Origin of the sequence: Paenibacillus sp. FSL R10-2199, from assembly GCF_038000235.1 — a bacterium.
Classification (GTDB): domain Bacteria; phylum Bacillota; class Bacilli; order Paenibacillales; family Paenibacillaceae; genus Paenibacillus_AQ; species Paenibacillus_AQ phytohabitans.
The window spans coordinates 178,532-194,377 of sequence record NZ_JBBOBO010000002.1 but is presented as its reverse complement, the minus strand read 5'-3'; the positions used below and the strand labels follow the sequence as shown (position 1 = coordinate 194,377).

The window sequence follows — 15,846 nt, the reverse complement described above, 5'->3', positions numbered from 1 at the left end:
ATATGATAAGCTCATGGCATCAGGCCAGCCCTGAACCAAGGAGGGAAATCTATGAGCAGCTTAATCACAGGCCAAGTCTATTCCGGGTTTCAAGTCATGCATCAGGAGTATATCCGGGAAATCGAATCCTCGGTATATACGCTGGAGCATCAGCAGAGCGGCGCAAGGCTGCTATACGTACAGAATCAGGATGATAACAAGGTGTTCAGTGTCAGCTTTCGGACTCCGCCTGCAGACAGCACGGGAGTGTTCCATATTCTGGAGCATTCGGTCCTGTGCGGCTCGGATAAATATCCGGTAAAGGAACCATTTGTAGAGCTGCTGAAAGGCTCAATGAAAACATTTCTGAACGCCTTTACCTTTGGCGACAAGACGATGTATCCGGTGGCCAGCCGGAATGAACAGGATTTTGCCAACTTGATGGAGGTTTATCTGGACAGCGTGTTCCAGCCGAACATTTACAGCCAGCGGGAGATTTTTGAGCAGGAGGGCTGGCATTACGAGCTGCCGCGCTCCGGGGATGAGCTGATCTATAAGGGTGTCGTCTACAACGAGATGAAGGGCTCTTATTCCTCACCCGTCACGGTATTAATCGACCGGATCAAAAAGTCGCTCTACCCGGATACGGTATACCGGCATTCCTCCGGCGGAGACCCGGAACATATCCCTGCGCTGACCTATGAGCAGTTCCTGGAGGCGCACAGCCGTTATTACCACCCGTCCAACAGTTATTTCTATCTCTATGGAGACTTGAATATCGAAGCGAGGCTGCAATTAATCCACGAGGAATATCTCAGCCGGTATAACCGCAAGGATATCGATACGGGGATTGCCCTGCAGCAGCCGACAGGAATAACCGGGCTTACGGCGGAGTATCCCATTCTGGAGACCGAAACCGCCGCTGATAAGACTTACGTGAGCCTGAACTATGTAATCGGAACCTCCCTGGACCGGGAGCTGAATCTGGCCTTTGCCATTCTGAAAAGCATGCTGATGGACAGCAACGCCGCTCCGCTGAAACAGGCTTTGCTGGAGAGCGGACTCGGCAAGGATGTCGTCTCTTTCTATTCCGACAGTATGGTCCAGCCTATGCTTGGCATTGCCTTGACCCATTCTAATCCCTCCGCCAAGGAGGCCTTCGTGAATCTGGTCAGAACGACGTTAAGCCGCCTTGCCGCGGACGGCCTGGATGAGAAGCTGGTGCTGGCTGCGGTGAACAGCAAGGAATTTGAACTGCGCGAAGCAGACTTCAACCAGTACCCGAAGGGCCTGACCTATAATATGGAAGTGATGAAGGCCTGGCTGTATGACGGCTTGCCGTCCACGTATCTGGAGTATGAAGCTGCAATTGCGTCTATCCGCGAACAAAGTGCTAACCGGTATTTCGAGCGGCTGATCGAGACCTACCTGCTGAATAGCGACCACTGCAGCGTCGTTGTCCTGAAGCCTTCCCAGACCCTTGCGGCAGACAAGGAAGCGGCGGCCCGAAGCCGTTTGACTGAATATAAAGCCTCGTTGACGCCGGTACAGCGCGAAGAGCTGGTGCTGAATACGGAGAAGCTGCTGGCCCGGCAGAACCGTCCGGATGCCGCGGAGGATCTGCAGAAGCTTCCGAAGCTGTCCCTTCAGGACATTGACCGCAGCGCTCCGCCCGGGGTGCCCACTAAGGAGCATAGACTGGATGGAATCAAAGTGCTGCATCATGAAGCGGCTGCGGGAACCATCGCCTATATTAAGCTGTATTGGGACACCCGGGTTCTGACGGCAGAACAGATTCCTTATCTGGAACTGCTGGCGAGGGTACTGGGGCAACTGGAGACTGCGGCTTACAGCATTGAAGAGCTGACCAGTGAAATCGGGATCACAACCGGCGGCATCCGCTTTCAGAATGAGATATTTAGGGCCGGCACAGCTGGCGAAGGAAGCTACCAGCCCAAATTCAGCGCCCGCATCAAGGTCATGCAAGGCAACATCGGCGGTTCCCTGAAGCTGCTGCACGAGCTGCTCTACAATAGCAACTTGAATAATTTATCCAAGCTGCAGGAGATTGTCCGCCGGGAAGCCTCCGGCATGGAAGCAATGCTGAACCAGAAAGGCAATGAAATCGCAGCCGGCCGGGTGCTCTCTTATTTCACGGATAGAGGGATGCATGAGGAGCAGCTCGGCGGTATCGCCTATTACCGCTTCATCAAAGAGCTGGCCAGCCGGATTGACCAGCAGGCTGAACTGCTTGCTGACACTCTGAAGGAAATCTGCGGGCTTCTGTTCAATACGCAGAATGTAACACTGTCCGTAACCGGAACGCTGGATACGTATGCGGAATTCACTGCACACCTGGCGCAGCTGGATCTGCGGGACCAGCAGGTTCAGTTCTTGCCGCTGCTGTCTGCGCTGGACCAGGCGGGCAACGAAGGGTTCATGTCTGCCAGCCAGGTGCAGTATGTGGTCAAAGGGTATGACTTCACGAAGCTGGGGTTTGCTTATTCCGGCAAGCTGCAGGTGCTCAAAAGAATCCTCAGCCTGACCTACCTGTGGAATGCTGTCCGGGTCAAGGGCGGAGCTTATGGCGGCAATCTCGTTCTGCGCAGAGACGGTGTGCTCCTGTTTACTTCTTACCGTGATCCGAATTTGCAGGAGACGCTGGAGATTTATGACCGGGCATATCTGTTTGCCGGGGAATTTGCAGCAGATGAAGAGGAGATGACGAAGGCGATCATCGGTACGCTGGCGATGGTGGACCAGCCGCTGAGTCCCGGTGCACAAGGACGGCAGGCGGACCGGCATTATTTCGAGCAGATTACCGCTGCAGACCTGCAGCAGGAACGGAATGAAATTCTGTCAACAACCTCAGGGGATATCAGGCAATATGCCGGCCTGCTTCAGGCAGTGACGCAGCAGAATTACTTCTGTGTGGTCGGCAATGAGTCGAAGCTGAAATCGGTCCGCGATCTATTCGGCAGCCTGGAGGAACTGGTGAAGTAATTGGCGTATTCTTCTGCAGTCCCGGTTAACATAACCGGGACTGTTTTCAGGTTATAGAGTAGCGGTGATGTATCTCCAGAAGGCTATTACAGACCACCGGTTATGCCGGACTCGCCCTAGGTTAATCAGCAAGACAGCCCAAGGCGGCGGAGGACTCCGGTTTTTTGCCGCGCGGAAATTTAGTTTTTGAATATTTAACTATTTAGATTTAAAATATAAGGATTACTGACTATGCGTATGCTTTCGAAGCAAGTAGCAAGTTTTGCTAAGGGGACTCCCATGGAGCAGATGCTAACATAACTTTTAGGAGGAACAACAAGTGGAACTTGGAATAAGCACCTTTGTCGAGACAACGCCTGATGTGAATACCGGTGAGACCCTGAGCCACGCGCAGCGGCTGCGTGAAGTGGTGGAGGAAATCGTGCTCGCGGATCAGGTGGGACTGGATGTATACGGCGTAGGTGAGCATCACCGGCCTGATTTTGCAGCTTCATCGCCTGCGGTTCTAATGGCTGCTGCTGCACCGCTGACGAACAGAATCCGTCTAACCAGTGCAGTCATGATTCTCTCGTCAGCTGATCCGGTGCGTGTATTTCAGGATTTCGCCACACTGGACGGGATTTCGAACGGCCGTGCCGAGATTATGGTAGGCCGTGGCTCATTTGTGGAGTCATTCCCGTTATTCGGCTATGATCTGAAGGATTATGAAGCACTGTTTGACGAGAAGCTCGATTTATTGCTGAAGCTCCGCGAGTCGGAGAAGGTGACCTGGAGCGGGAAGCACCGCCCAGCAATACATAATCTGGGGATTTACCCGCGTCCGGAGCAGAATCTCCTGCCTGTATGGATTGCGAGTGCCGGAAGTCCGGAGTCTGCGGTCCGTGCCGGCACACTGGGCTTGCCGTTTGCCCTGGCGATTATCGGCAATGTGAATCCTTCGGATTATGCCACGCATGTACGGCTGTACAAGGAAGCAGCGGCCAAGGCCGGTCATGATGTGTCACAGCTGCCGATTGCCTCGCACTCCCATGGCTTCATTGCGAAGAGCAATGAGCTGGCGCTAGAGAAGTTCTTCCCGTCCACTCACGCGAGGACGAATGTCCGGGCGGTGGAGAAGGGGCTGCCGCCTTATCACCGTGCGGATTATGAAGCGGCGAGCAGCTTTGACGGAGCGTTATATGTTGGCGATCCGGTGACGGTTGCCCGCAAAATCATCCACCTGTACCAGCACGTGGGGATCACGCGGTTCCTGCTGCATGTGCCGCATGGCTCCATGCCGCATGCGGAGGTCATGGAGGCGATCCGCCTCTTCGGAACTGAAGTAGCGCCACTTGTGCGGGCGGAAGCCGCTCGTTTGAAGAACGTATAGCTGCTGTTTCCGCGAGAAACTTCTCATTGATCGCAAAATCCTGCACAAAGTACAACATTTTCTTCACTAACCCGGCCATAATCGGAATATGTTGTATGAAATACAGCATTACTCCTCCATCAAGCGGTTTAGCGGGAGAATTCCTGTATTTCATACAACAATTCACCCGTAGCCCCAGGCATCGCAGGCTCAAAGTTGCAATCCTTACAACATTTTAGATTTATTCCGTTCCGATGGACCTTTAGCGATGGGGCGGTTACTGCTTTGGGATTAGTCTAGTCGTATGTTTGGCTTATTTAACAAAGAGACCCCGGGACATTAGTCCTGGGGTCTTCGTCTGCTAATCAAGCAACTCTATAGATTGGGTGGGAAACTTAAGAGAAAAGGCGGAGCAGCGGAGGCTTCAAGTTATGGAAGCCTCGTAGATCGCAAGGGTGGACGCAGCAAGTATGCTATTAAATTCATCGTCACTCTGCTGATCGCTGAGGCCCTGGGACAAGGCGCGCGAGAAGCTGGCGATGAGTCCATGCTGGCGGGCCAGCTTCTCATTCGCTTCTGCCTGGGTATAGCCACCGGATAATGCCACGATGCGGACTACATGCGGATCTGCGGCGAGTTCGCTGTACAGATTATCTTCAGTTGGAAGAGACAGCTTCAGCATGACCTTGACGCCCTCTTCCAGAGCGGATAATTGGGCGGCCAGTTCGCGCTTCAGCAGCTGCTCGGACTCTGCTTTGTCCGGGCTGAGAATGTCTACTTCCGGTTCGATAATCGGAACCAGCCCGTAACCGGCGATTTGCCCCGCGACAGCAAACTGCTGTTCTACGACTTGCCGGATACCCTCCGCGTTAGCTTCATGGATTACTGAGCGCATCTTGGTGCCGAAGATATTCCTCTTGACTGCCCGTTCCAGCAGGTCATCAAGACCGGGAATGGGCTTCATGAGCTGAACCCCATTTTCCTGCGCGGCCAGTCCCTGATCGATTTTCAAAAAAGGCACGATGCCTTTCTGTTCCCATAAATAATCGGCGGTTAATTGTCCGTCTATGAAACGGTCCATCGTGTTCTCAAAAAGAATAGCGCCGAGGATATGCTCCGAATTAAATGCGGGACTCTGAATAATGCGTGTTCTCATCCCGTGGACCATCGCGTACATCTCTTCGTCACCGGAGTAGCGGTCTTCCTTAATGCCGTATTGCAGCAGCGCTTTGGGTGTGCTTCCCCCGCTCTGATCCAGAGCAGCTATAAAGCCCTTGCCTGTGTGAATTCTGTCCAATTGTTTCGTATTCATGGATATTTGTCCTTCCCTTCTACGAAATGAAATGGTGACTCCATCTGTTTAGTATAGCACTTTTGGTTGGGGACATACATTTGAGCCGGCAGAGCTTTCCATTTGAGTTGAGAGATATGGTATGTTACCTTGTTCAATAGGATGGTATGATAGGAAGCGGGGTGAAAATAATTATGACAAATGAAACAACCAATGAGACAGCCAGTGAGACAACCAATGAGGCAACAAACGGTGAAGCAGAAGCTGCCGAGAAGGTCATGACCGAAGAGAAATGGAACGAGCTGCTGAAGGCTGTTTTTCATAACGGCATTGTAGCTCTAAAAATGAGTTTCAGTGAAGTGGAAGGCCAGGTTCTGAATTTGGATACTTACGGCCCGGTGTTTGTGTATCGTGTCAAGGACAGTGCCAATGATGATTATTACTGCGGGTTCTTCCTTCGTGAGTTGGCCGGCAGATTCCAGTCCGGAAGCAGTCCGGAGATCTGGATGGCCTCCTTCTTCCACGAATTGATGAAGACCAAGGGAGGCAACTCCTTGCCTAAACCTCTTCCGAATGAAGAGGAAGCCAAGGCCGTTGTTGATAATGTGCTGGTTCCCATGTGCATCGCCGCTGTCCGTGAAGAGTTCGCACCGGAGCAGGTCCATGCAGGCCTGGCCTTTAACCCGGAGCACGGCCCGGTCTTTGAAGCAGGATTCCCTGCAATCACTGACGGGAACAACGTATGCGCGATCCCGCTTCATCTGTTGCTGACGCATTTGCAGCTGAACCGCGATCCTTCGGAGCTGCTGCTGCAGGGCTTGTACAAAATCCGTGAAGAGCACGGAATGGAGTAAAATGCAGGTAAAAGCATAAGATAAGCACAGGCCGCTCCTCTATGGAAGCGGTCTTTTGCTGCGAAATTAAGAGTGTATAGGTTACACACAGTCACTTCTCCTTCTGTTTCTGCCGGGTTCGCTGAATTGTCAAAATTACAGTTCTTACCGGGAGTAAAAACGATATATATGGGGTGTAGCGGATGAAGACGCTCTCAAATGCCATTATCGAAACCGGTTGGGTTAGGTTTCAACTGCACGAACGTACGCGTGCATTGAAATAGGATGGGCAACCTTGAATAGCAAAGAGGAGGACAACGATGTTGAGAAGAGGAAAAGTCTTAAGTTTGTTTCTGCTGTTCACGCTTTTGATCGCACTGGTGCCTACGGGGAATTCCAGCGCAGCTTCAACCTGGAATCTGGCCTGGAGCGATGAGTTCGACGGCTCTTCCCTGAACACCGCCAACTGGACTGCCGAGACCGGCACCGGCAGCGGCGGCTGGGGAAACAATGAATTGCAATATTATACGAACCGGGCACAGAATCTGCAGGTTACCGGCGGCAACCTTGTAATTACAGCGCAGAAGGAATCCTATGGCGGCATGAATTATACCTCAGCACGGATCAAGACTCAGGGCCTCAAGAATTTCACCTACGGCAAAATAGAAGCCAGAATCAAGCTGCCTTCAGGCCAGGGGTTATGGCCTGCATTCTGGATGCTGGGCTCCAATATCACCACGGCCGGCTGGCCGGCCTCCGGGGAAACGGATATTATGGAACGGGTGAATAATAACGCCTTCGTCAACGGTACAGTGCATTGGGATGCAGGCGGGCATGCCGAATATGGGCAGGTGTCCGGAAGTCTGGATTTCTCCCAGTATCATGTGTACAGCGTGGAGTGGGATTCGAAATATATCAAGTGGTTCGTGGACGGCAACCAGTTCAATCAATTCTATATTGAGAACGGAACAGGCAATACAGAGGAATTCCAGAAACCGTTCTTCCTGCTGCTGAACCTTGCGGTAGGCGGCAATTGGCCGGGCGCACCGAACAGTGCTACCAGCTTCCCGGCACAAATGCTGGTTGACTATGTGCGTGTGTATCAGGAAGGCGCTCCATCGAGCGGCATTGTCAGCGGCGGAGTATACACATTAATGTCCAAAGTAAGCGGCAAAGTGCTGGATGTGAAGGATGTCTCCACGGCAGACGGGGCCAAAGTGCACCAGTGGACTAATTATACTGCCAGCAACCAGCAGTTCAGAGTGGAGAGCACAGGGGATGGCTTCTACAAGCTTACTGCGATGCATAGCGGCAAGGTGCTGGATGTTCCGAATGCCTCTACTTCGAGCGGAGTCCAGCTGCAGCAGGCCAATGACAATGGCAGCAATGCCCAGCGCTGGAGCATCATCGATGTAGGCGGCGGCTACTACAAGCTTATATCCAAAGCGAGCGGGCTGGCTATGGATGTCTCCTCGTCCTCTACAGCGGATGGTGCGGCAGTGCAGCAATGGACCGACAACGGAACAGATGCCCAGAAGTGGCTGCTCACCAAGATTAACTAGGGTAGCCTGGCTATAACTCTAAGGCTTATACCATCTTCCCGCTCATCAGACCGGGATGCGAATGGAGATTATTGACAGGGGTACGAAAGACCGCGGAAGCTGCGGTCTTTCGTGCTTGTATATGCTTGTACGTGCTTGTACTAGAATAATATTATTCAAAGCGGATATTCTTGCTGAAGCGGACTAAGTTCCAGCTTGATCCAGCTCCAGCCGGCAGAATAGTCATACCACAAACATTCATTGATATGATAATGTTTATTGTAAACGTTATTATTCGGTGGGATAAATGGAATATTGGAGGCGATTTATGCAAAGCCGCGGAAATGCCAGGTCTAAACTAAAGGTGCTAACGATGCTAATCATGCTAATATGCTGCATGTCGCTTGTGAGTTGTTCTTCCGGTACAGATTCAGCGGCCGTCCAGACAGCTTCCCCGGAAGCGTCCGCAGCCGCAGCCGAAGGGACTGCGTCAGCAGCACCGCTGCAGACCCCCGGAATTCAAAATTTAACATTCCACAGTGAGGCGCTGGATCAGAAGATGCGGCTCAGTATTTACCTGCCCGTAGGGTACAGCACGGAGCAGCATTACCCGGTCCTCTATCTCATCCACGGCTATGGCGGCAAAGAAACGGATATGATCGCTGGCCTCGGGCTGCATCTGAATGCAGAAAGGCTGGCCCAAGCCGGTCAGATCCATCCGCTCATTATCGTCTCCCCGCAGATGGATAACAGCTATGGGCTGAATTCTTCTCCTACCTATGCAGTGAACGATCCGGGTGATCCCCTGACGACCTATAACGGGATGTATGAAGATTATCTGGTGAAGGATGTTGTGAATTATGTGGATTCGCATTTCAGCACGATAGCTGAGCGGGATTCGCGCTATATTGGCGGTATTTCAATGGGCGGTTTTGTCAGCCTGCATGCCGCGCTGCTGCACAGCGATGTCTACAGCAGGGCAGGCGGGCATAGTCCGGCGCTGTTTCTGGATGACTGGTCTTCGGTGGGCGGTGAATACGGCCTGATCCGATTCCTGTATCCGACAGAAGCGGAGCGGCAGGAGCGTGATCCGCTTATTTTGGCGAAGGATAGGGATTTAAGGGGTCTGGCAGTATACCTGGATTGCGGGGAAGAGGACAGCTACCGGTTCTATGAAGGTGCAGAGCAATTATATACACTGCTTAAGGATAAGGGCGTGCCGGTTGAATATCACTTAAGAGCAGGGAAACATGACGGGGAGTATTGGAGAGCCCACTTGGATGAGTATTTGATTTTTTATGCCGGAAGGACTAACTGACGATGATGCTTACGAATTATAAATTGAATTTTGAAAAGCTATGTGCTACATATAACTTGGGGTCACTGCGCACTGAGCCGGAGCAAATCTTCGGCGGGTTCCTGCACCGGATGTACCGGATGACCACGGATCAGGCAGAGTACGCAGTGAAAGCGCTGAATCCGCAGATTATGCTGCGGGAATCGGTGATGAATAACCTGACAGCCGCCGAGAAGGCCGCGGAGCTCGCAAGCAGACATGGAATCAATGCTCTCCCGGCTCTGCTGCATGAGGGGAGCTGTATGCATGAAGTGGACGGGCAGTATTATCTGCTGTTTCCATGGATTCAAGGCCGCTCTATATCTGCAGGCAACGCGGGGCTGGAGCACTGCAGCACTATGGGGGAAGCTCTCGCGGCTATACATGCCACAGACTTCTCTCCGCTCCATAATGAGCTCCATAGGGATAGCACAGCGGAACAATTGCAGACCGATTGGAAAGGGTATGCCGTACAAGGTCAAGTGATGGATCTTCCATGGTCCGCTTCCCTTATGGATGCTCTGGACAAGCTCTACCGCTATGAGGAATTGGTGAATGCTGCTATGCCGATCCTTAATGGCAACAGGATTATCAGCCACCGGGATCTGGACCCGAAGAATGTGCTATGGGATCATGACGGCCGGCCCGTTATTATTGACTGGGAGGCTGCGGGCTGGATCAACCCGGCGCAGGAGCTGGTTGAAGTGGCACTCTATTGGTCAGACTTTGAGAGTGGTCACATCCGCAAGGAGGCCTTCTGTACGCTGATTCAGGCTTACCGTAATCATGGGGGAGAGACGCGTGACCCCTGGCCGGAGGTGCTAAGCAGCGGTTACCACGGGAAGCTGGGCTGGCTGGATTACAGCATCCGGCGGTCGCTGGGGCTGGAAGGCCCGGATGAAGCGGAGCGGGAGCTTGGGACAAGCCAGGTGCTGCCTACGCTGCAGGCGCTGAAGGATTATGAAGCGTTCATTCCGCTTTGCCTGCAATGGCTTACGAACTTAAGTATGAACTAGAAGGAGTTGGGCCCCGATGGAAAAGAATAAAGTCACCTATGAATCTGTCGATCAATATATTTCCGCCTATGCACCAGAGGTCCAGGAGATTCTCCAGACCTTGCGCAAGGTCATCCGGGAGGCAGCGCCTGAGGCAGAAGAGAAGATCAGCTATCAGATGCCGACCTTCTTCCTGCATAAGAATCTGGTGCATTTCGCCGCATTCAAGAATCACATTGGATTCTATCCGGCACCGCAGGGAATTGAAGCGTTCAAAGAGGAACTTGCGAAATATAAAGGGGCCAAAGGCTCTGTGCAATTTCCGATTCATGAGCCGCTTCCGTATGAACTCATTACGAGGATCGTTAAATTCAGAGTGGAAGAAAATCAGCAGCAGGCAGCGGGTAAGGCACAGAAGAAGAAATAAGTAGTTTCAGGCAGAACGGGAGGCTGAACAAAACATATGATCAGGGTAATGGCAAGAGCATGCCTGAAGGATTCAGGCGAAGCGGGCAAGGATTATTTGCGGTCCGGCGGCGAAGCGGCAAGGCTGATCCGGGAGGGCCGCCTGATGACGGCTGCGGGATTCTGCTGGAATCACAATGTGTTCCTCTACTATGAATGTATGGAGGAAGCGATCCTGCCGGAAGAACTGCTGCCGCAGGCGGCGCAGTATCTGGCCGACTGGCCGGGAGAAGCTCAGCCCCGCCAATGGATTCCCCTGATCGATGTGTTTCACTTCAATGCGCCAGCGGATGCTGCGCACTGGCGGCGCAAGACCAAGCCTGAGCAGATGGTCGGAAGAGTGGCGCATCTGAAGCCGGAGAGGGTAGCGAGCTATGTCTATTACCACTATCAGCTGCAGGAGGAACAGGCTTTCCATGGACCGAAATACGAGGTGATCGGAATACATGAGAACCTCCTGTTCGGCTATCAGGAGTTCCCGGCAGTGGTGGAGGTACCCGTACTGCTTGGGAAGCTGGCTACATCCGGAACTCCGGAAGTGTGGGCGGACTCGCGGATGGATCTGCATTTCCAGCCATGGCCGGACGGCCATCTCTACTTCAAGCCGGTGGAGACTCTGTTTGCCCTGCAGGAGCCGCCGCTGGAATAGAGCTGTTATACATAGATTACATCCAAAAAGCACTCCGACGCTGGTACTGGCCGGGAGTGCTTTTTGGGGTTTGGGGTATAGCTTGGCTACCTGTTTCCCGAATAAATTATAAGCCTGCAAGCCATGCGGCCAATTCTTCGGTCTGGCTAAGAATAGCTATCGGGTCCCAGTAACCGGAACGGTCGCTTGTCCATAAGAACACATGATTATTCTTGACTGCGGGAAGTGCTCCCCAGATCGGGTCCGCCTGAAGTTCATCCAGCGTTTCCGAATCGGAGGTCAGAATAATATAATCTCCCGCATACTTGGGCAGGACCTCCGCAGAGAATGAAGCCCAGCCGGGATCGGCCATTTCCGCTGCAATCTCCGCAGGCGGCTTGAACCCGAATCCGTTGTATATCGGGTGGCCGCCTTTGCCGAAAGAGGTTCCGACGGCCATCAGGCTATTGTCGCCCGATTCAATAACGGAGAAGGTGCTGTCGGCAGGTATGACTTGGAGCACCTTTTCTTTGGCTCTGGCGGTACAGGGTGGAAGGCACTTTATAGGAGAGCGGGGATTCACCAGCCCTGATTGTGACCCGGCGGATATCTATGACCTTGCAATTCGCCTGATTCCATAGAGTGATTAGATCGTTGATGTCCAAACGCAGCCTCGCCTTCCCCCTGTCCTTAAGGACTTTTGAGAGTAAGCATAACATCTTCAGTGAAGTAAGCAAACCACTCAAGACAACGGAGCCACTGATAAACAATCCTATTCTAAAAAATTGAAAAATGGGGGAGCACATTTTCCCGGAATGCAAAACGAGCCTTGGAAGTGATTCCAGAGGCTCGTTATTAGAATCTTTTATTTAAGTTAATTGTTCAGTGGCTTTGTTGCCATAGGAGATTCCCTGCTTACAGCGCCTTATCATCAATGCTGTTCAGCCAGCTCTCAATATCCCCGATGACGGAGCTGACGCAGCCGTCCTCGAACGGTGAGATCAGTCCGGCGAGCTCTACCAGCTTCGTGAAGGACTGGCTTCCTCCAGCCTTGCAGAGGCGCAGATAATCCGACCATGCGGATTTGAAATCCTCATTCGAGCGTTTCCAGAACTGGAAGGCGCAGAGCTGGGCCAGCGTATAGTCAATATAGTAGAACGGGGAACGGTAGATATGCGCCTGCTTTTGCCAGAAGCCGCCCTGCTCCAGATAGACGTTGCCGTCATAATCACGGTGGGGCAGATATTTCTGCTCGATTTCCCGCCAGGCCTGCTTACGTTCAGCCGGAGTCGCCTCCGGGTGCTCATAGACAAAATGCTGGAACTCATCGACAGAGACACCATAAGGAATAAACAACAGACTCTCTGCCAGGTGGTTGAAGCGGTATTTGTCCGCATCCTGTTCGAAGAACTGGTCCATCCACGGCCAAGCGAAGAATTCCATACTCATCGAGTGGATTTCTGCGGCTTCAAAGGTTGGGAAAGCATACTCCGGAACACCGGAGTTGCGGCTGGAATACACCTGGAAGGCGTGCCCCACTTCATGGGTCAGCACATCAATATCCGCTGAGGTTCCGTTGAAGTTGGAGAAAATAAACGGTGCCTGATAGTCGCTGAAGTAGGTACAGTAACCGCCGAATTGCTTGCCCTTCTTGCTAACCAGATCCATCAGCCCGTTGTCCAGCATGAAGGTGAAGAACTCATCGGTTTCCGGTGACAGCTCCTTGTACATCTTCGCTCCGTTTGCCACAATCCAGTCAGCATCGCCCTTGGGTGTAGCATTCCCGGAATTGAAGCTAATGCCCTCATCGTAAAATTTCAATTCATCCAGACCCAGACGCTCCTTCTGGCGCTGCTTCAGCTTCGTTGCAAGAGGAACGATATTCTCAAGCACCTGCTTGCGGAAATTAGCAACCATCCCGGCATTGTAATCCGTACGCATCATCCGTTCATACCCCAGCTCCACAAAGCTGCTGTATCCAAGCTTGGCAGCTATGCTGGCCCGTACCTTGACGAGCTCATCATAAATCCGGTCGAGTTCCGGTTCATGCTCTGACATGAAGGCATATCTGGCTTCAAAAGCTCCCTGGCGCACAGAACGGTCAGTCGATGAATCATAAGGGATCAGCTGGGCCAGGGTACGCTCTTCACCGTCAAATCTAATTTTGGCTGAGGCGATCAATTGGGCGTATTCGGAGGACAGCTTGTTCTCAAGCTGTAAGTCTCCGATAACTTCAGGGCTGAAGGTACGCAAGGAAATTTCGGCCAAGCTTAGCAGCTGCGTTCCCCATTCCTGTTCAAATTCGGCTCTGTACCTGGAATTTACAAGTGCTCTGTAATAATCCGTTATGTACTCCTGGACCACCGGACCGATCTCGTCCATGTAATCCTGTTCAGCCTTGTAGAACTCATCCTCGGTATTAATCGAGTGGCGGACGCTGACCAGTGTCTCCATCGTACCAAATTTGCTGCGGAGCTCATTCATGGCGGCAACCGCAGCCTTCTGCTCCTCCAGACTGCCATTCTCCAGGCCTTTCAGCAAGGTTGTGAAATCGGTCTTAAATTGCTCCACATCCGGACGTTCATAACGGTATTCTGAGAATTTCATTGGATTATCAGCACCCTTTCTTTACCATATAAACCCCATTATATAATCGACTCCCGCAAAAAACCAACTTTTAGACAGTAAAGTTTAATTATATTTAATTTCTCAAGGCGAAAGGACAGTGAAACTTCCACGTTGTGTTACGGATAGTATTATTTTAGAATAGTAATGATCTGCATCCATAAAATGTAACTGTTACGGCGGCGCTCAGCGCTGCCCTGGGAGGTGAAGGACCATGTTTAGAATGAACCACTATGTGAACGGCACGCTCCATGCAAAGCCTGTGGAATAACTAAGGCGAAAGCTTGGCATGGAGCGGATAGTATTCGCCTGAAGTAACAGATAGGTACAGTTATTCATACAGGCTTTGCCCTTAAAAGATCAATTTTATTTTAAGGAGCGGGCCAAAGATGAAATGTGTAAATGCAGCAACGTTATTGCCAGATCACCTGCTGAAGGAAATTCAGCAATATATTCATGGGGAAGCCTTGTATATCCCCACCCGTCCGAGCAGCCGCAGAAAATGGGGCGAAAGCTCCGGTGCAGCCGGTTACTATAAGATCCGGAACGGGGAGATACGCAAATGCTTCCGTGAAGGCGCGGACATGAGCCAGTTGTGTGAGCAATATGGATTATCCATAGACAGCATCCGAAAAATCGTATATTCCAAGAACCCGCAGAGCTGATCTGCGGGTTCTTGCTGTGAGATAAAACAATTCTAGAAGAGCTTGGTATATAATGTTCTCTGCCTGTTCCGTAGAATGAAGGCATGACAGAGCCTCTGGAGGACGAAATGACTAAGAGAACAGGGAGAGCAGAATATAGAGCCTATACTCCGCAAGATATGATGAAGGTGCGGGAGTATATTTCGCGGGTCTACTCCAGGCTGAAACGGCCGAACAGCTGGTCCATTGCCCGCTGGGAATTTGAAGTATTCTTTATTCAGAAGAGAGCGGGCATGTTGCCCGGCTGGGAGCAGCATATAGGACTGTGGGAAGATGAGGCGGGTGAGCTGGCCGCCGTTGTCTGCCGTGACGGGGACTACTATTTTCAGCTGGATACGCTGGAGCCGCAGGAGGAGTTACTGAGCGAAATGTTCGGATTCATAGAAAAGAGTTCCAGTCCGGACAGCCCTAAGCTGGCCATTCCGAAATTCATGCCCGCGCTGGAAGCGATGGCGCGCAGCCGGGGATATAAGCTGCTGCGCAATGAAAGTGATAATATCATTTCGGTCGCGCTGGATCAGGAATTCCGGGCAGACCTTCCCCATGGCTTCACCCTTTGCTGCGGGGATGAAGTCAGTGACCGTGCGAAGGCGCAGGGGCATATTATGGCTTTTGACTATGCAGGCACGAAGAAAGCGGAGCAGACGCTGCAGCATTATGGCGGACTTCGTGAAGCACCGGGGTACCTTCCCGGGCTGGATCTGTCGCTGGTGAACGCTGCGGGAGAGGTCGTGGCCTTCTGCAATATTTTTGTGGATGAAGCGAATAGGATCGGCATGCTCGAACCGGTTGGAACACATGTGAATTACAGAAGACAGGGGCTGGGCAGAGCCGTGATATATGAAGGCCTGAACCGTCTGCGGACGCTGGGCATGGTCAAAGCGTATACGGGGCCTATGCAGCCCTTTTACCGGAGGATTGGCTTTGCGCTGGAGGAAGAGATGACCATCTGGGAGAAACAACGCGGGTGAAAATGCGGGAATGAAATTGCAGGAATGAAATTAGGGAGAATAGTGTGGACTCTCTCCTGGGGAGACTTTTGCAGCCCAGGCTCAATTGTAGGATAACCTTTGATAAGACGGGATTTGAAACAGTCAA

The 15,846-nt window shown here is 52.1% G+C and carries 13 protein-coding genes; 10 read left to right on the top strand and 3 right to left on the bottom strand.

Annotated features, from left to right (window positions below):
* The first annotated feature begins 51 nt into the window (after positions 1-51).
* Together NYE33_RS28990 and NYE33_RS28985 are read left to right on the top strand one after the other, a co-directional pair.
* Positions 52-2,982, top strand: coding sequence for an insulinase family protein (locus NYE33_RS28990; protein ID WP_340947075.1), 2,931 nt, complete (start codon positions 52-54; stop codon positions 2,980-2,982).
* Positions 2,983-3,301: 319 nt separating this feature from the next.
* Positions 3,302-4,351 carry an Atu2307/SP_0267 family LLM class monooxygenase gene (locus NYE33_RS28985; RefSeq protein ID WP_076242776.1) on the top strand — a complete coding sequence of 350 codons (1,050 nt, stop codon included), beginning with the start codon at positions 3,302-3,304 and terminating at the stop codon, positions 4,349-4,351.
* A gap of 403 nt (positions 4,352-4,754) precedes the next feature.
* Here NYE33_RS28985 and NYE33_RS28980 read toward each other — a convergent pair whose 3' ends face one another.
* Entirely contained in the window at positions 4,755-5,642 is an 888-nt protein-coding gene (locus tag NYE33_RS28980; protein WP_171718593.1) for a fructose bisphosphate aldolase, read from the bottom strand.
* Between the two features lie 173 nt (positions 5,643-5,815).
* On the opposite strand from NYE33_RS28980, the gene NYE33_RS28975 reads away from it, so the two are divergent.
* The 6 genes from NYE33_RS28975 to NYE33_RS28950 all read left to right on the top strand — a co-directional run bounded on the left by NYE33_RS28975 (position 5,816) and on the right by NYE33_RS28950 (position 11,440).
* Positions 5,816-6,475: a hypothetical protein gene (locus NYE33_RS28975; RefSeq protein WP_042140967.1), complete on the top strand. Its 660-nt coding sequence runs from the start codon at positions 5,816-5,818 to the stop codon at positions 6,473-6,475.
* Between the two features lie 299 nt (positions 6,476-6,774).
* Positions 6,775-8,016: an RICIN domain-containing protein gene (locus tag NYE33_RS28970; protein WP_340947066.1), complete on the top strand. Its 1,242-nt coding sequence runs from the start codon at positions 6,775-6,777 to the stop codon at positions 8,014-8,016.
* Between the two features lie 385 nt (positions 8,017-8,401).
* The gene (locus NYE33_RS28965) at positions 8,402-9,313 is read left to right on the top strand and encodes an alpha/beta hydrolase (RefSeq protein WP_341068887.1); all 912 of its coding nucleotides are present in this window, start codon (positions 8,402-8,404) and stop codon (positions 9,311-9,313) included.
* Between the two features lie 23 nt (positions 9,314-9,336).
* Positions 9,337-10,347, top strand: a complete 1,011-nt coding sequence (locus tag NYE33_RS28960) for a phosphotransferase (RefSeq protein WP_341068885.1) — start codon at positions 9,337-9,339, stop codon at positions 10,345-10,347.
* A 16-nt stretch (positions 10,348-10,363) separates the two neighbouring features.
* Entirely contained in the window at positions 10,364-10,753 is a 390-nt protein-coding gene (locus tag NYE33_RS28955) for an iron chaperone (RefSeq protein ID WP_042135495.1), read from the top strand.
* A gap of 36 nt (positions 10,754-10,789) precedes the next feature.
* Positions 10,790-11,440, top strand: coding sequence for a hypothetical protein (locus NYE33_RS28950; RefSeq protein ID WP_341068883.1), 651 nt, complete (start codon positions 10,790-10,792; stop codon positions 11,438-11,440).
* 106 nt (positions 11,441-11,546) lie between these two features.
* Here NYE33_RS28950 and NYE33_RS28945 read toward each other — a convergent pair whose 3' ends face one another.
* Together NYE33_RS28945 and NYE33_RS28940 are read right to left on the bottom strand one after the other, a co-directional pair.
* Entirely contained in the window at positions 11,547-12,002 is a 456-nt protein-coding gene (locus tag NYE33_RS28945; RefSeq protein WP_445669824.1) for an ABC transporter substrate-binding protein, read from the bottom strand.
* A 332-nt stretch (positions 12,003-12,334) separates the two neighbouring features.
* A complete protein-coding gene (locus tag NYE33_RS28940) occupies positions 12,335-14,026 on the bottom strand; it encodes a M3 family oligoendopeptidase (protein ID WP_076242781.1) in 1,692 nt (563 codons plus the stop codon).
* A 407-nt stretch (positions 14,027-14,433) separates the two neighbouring features.
* On the opposite strand from NYE33_RS28940, the gene NYE33_RS28935 reads away from it, so the two are divergent.
* Together NYE33_RS28935 and NYE33_RS28930 are read left to right on the top strand one after the other, a co-directional pair.
* Positions 14,434-14,709, top strand: coding sequence for a CD3324 family protein (locus NYE33_RS28935; RefSeq protein ID WP_039305165.1), 276 nt, complete (start codon positions 14,434-14,436; stop codon positions 14,707-14,709).
* Positions 14,710-14,816: 107 nt separating this feature from the next.
* Positions 14,817-15,719: a GNAT family N-acetyltransferase gene (locus tag NYE33_RS28930; RefSeq protein ID WP_341068882.1), complete on the top strand. Its 903-nt coding sequence runs from the start codon at positions 14,817-14,819 to the stop codon at positions 15,717-15,719.
* Positions 15,720-15,846: the final 127 nt, after the last annotated feature.

Excerpts from the sequence above, each read along its gene's own strand:
- NYE33_RS28990 (WP_340947075.1), top strand. The coding sequence starts at position 52 with ATGAGCAGCTTAATCACAGGCCAAGTCTATTCCGGGTTTCAAGTCATG.
- NYE33_RS28980 (WP_171718593.1), bottom strand. The coding sequence starts at position 5,642 with ATGAATACGAAACAATTGGACAGAATTCACACAGGCAAGGGCTTTATA.
- NYE33_RS28975 (WP_042140967.1), top strand. The coding sequence starts at position 5,816 with ATGACAAATGAAACAACCAATGAGACAGCCAGTGAGACAACCAATGAG.
- NYE33_RS28970 (WP_340947066.1), top strand. The coding sequence starts at position 6,775 with ATGTTGAGAAGAGGAAAAGTCTTAAGTTTGTTTCTGCTGTTCACGCTT.
- NYE33_RS28955 (WP_042135495.1), top strand. The coding sequence starts at position 10,364 with ATGGAAAAGAATAAAGTCACCTATGAATCTGTCGATCAATATATTTCC.
- NYE33_RS28950 (WP_341068883.1), top strand. The coding sequence starts at position 10,790 with ATGATCAGGGTAATGGCAAGAGCATGCCTGAAGGATTCAGGCGAAGCG.
- NYE33_RS28940 (WP_076242781.1), bottom strand. The coding sequence starts at position 14,026 with ATGAAATTCTCAGAATACCGTTATGAACGTCCGGATGTGGAGCAATTT.
- NYE33_RS28935 (WP_039305165.1), top strand. The coding sequence starts at position 14,434 with ATGAAATGTGTAAATGCAGCAACGTTATTGCCAGATCACCTGCTGAAG.
- NYE33_RS28930 (WP_341068882.1), top strand. The coding sequence starts at position 14,817 with ATGACTAAGAGAACAGGGAGAGCAGAATATAGAGCCTATACTCCGCAA.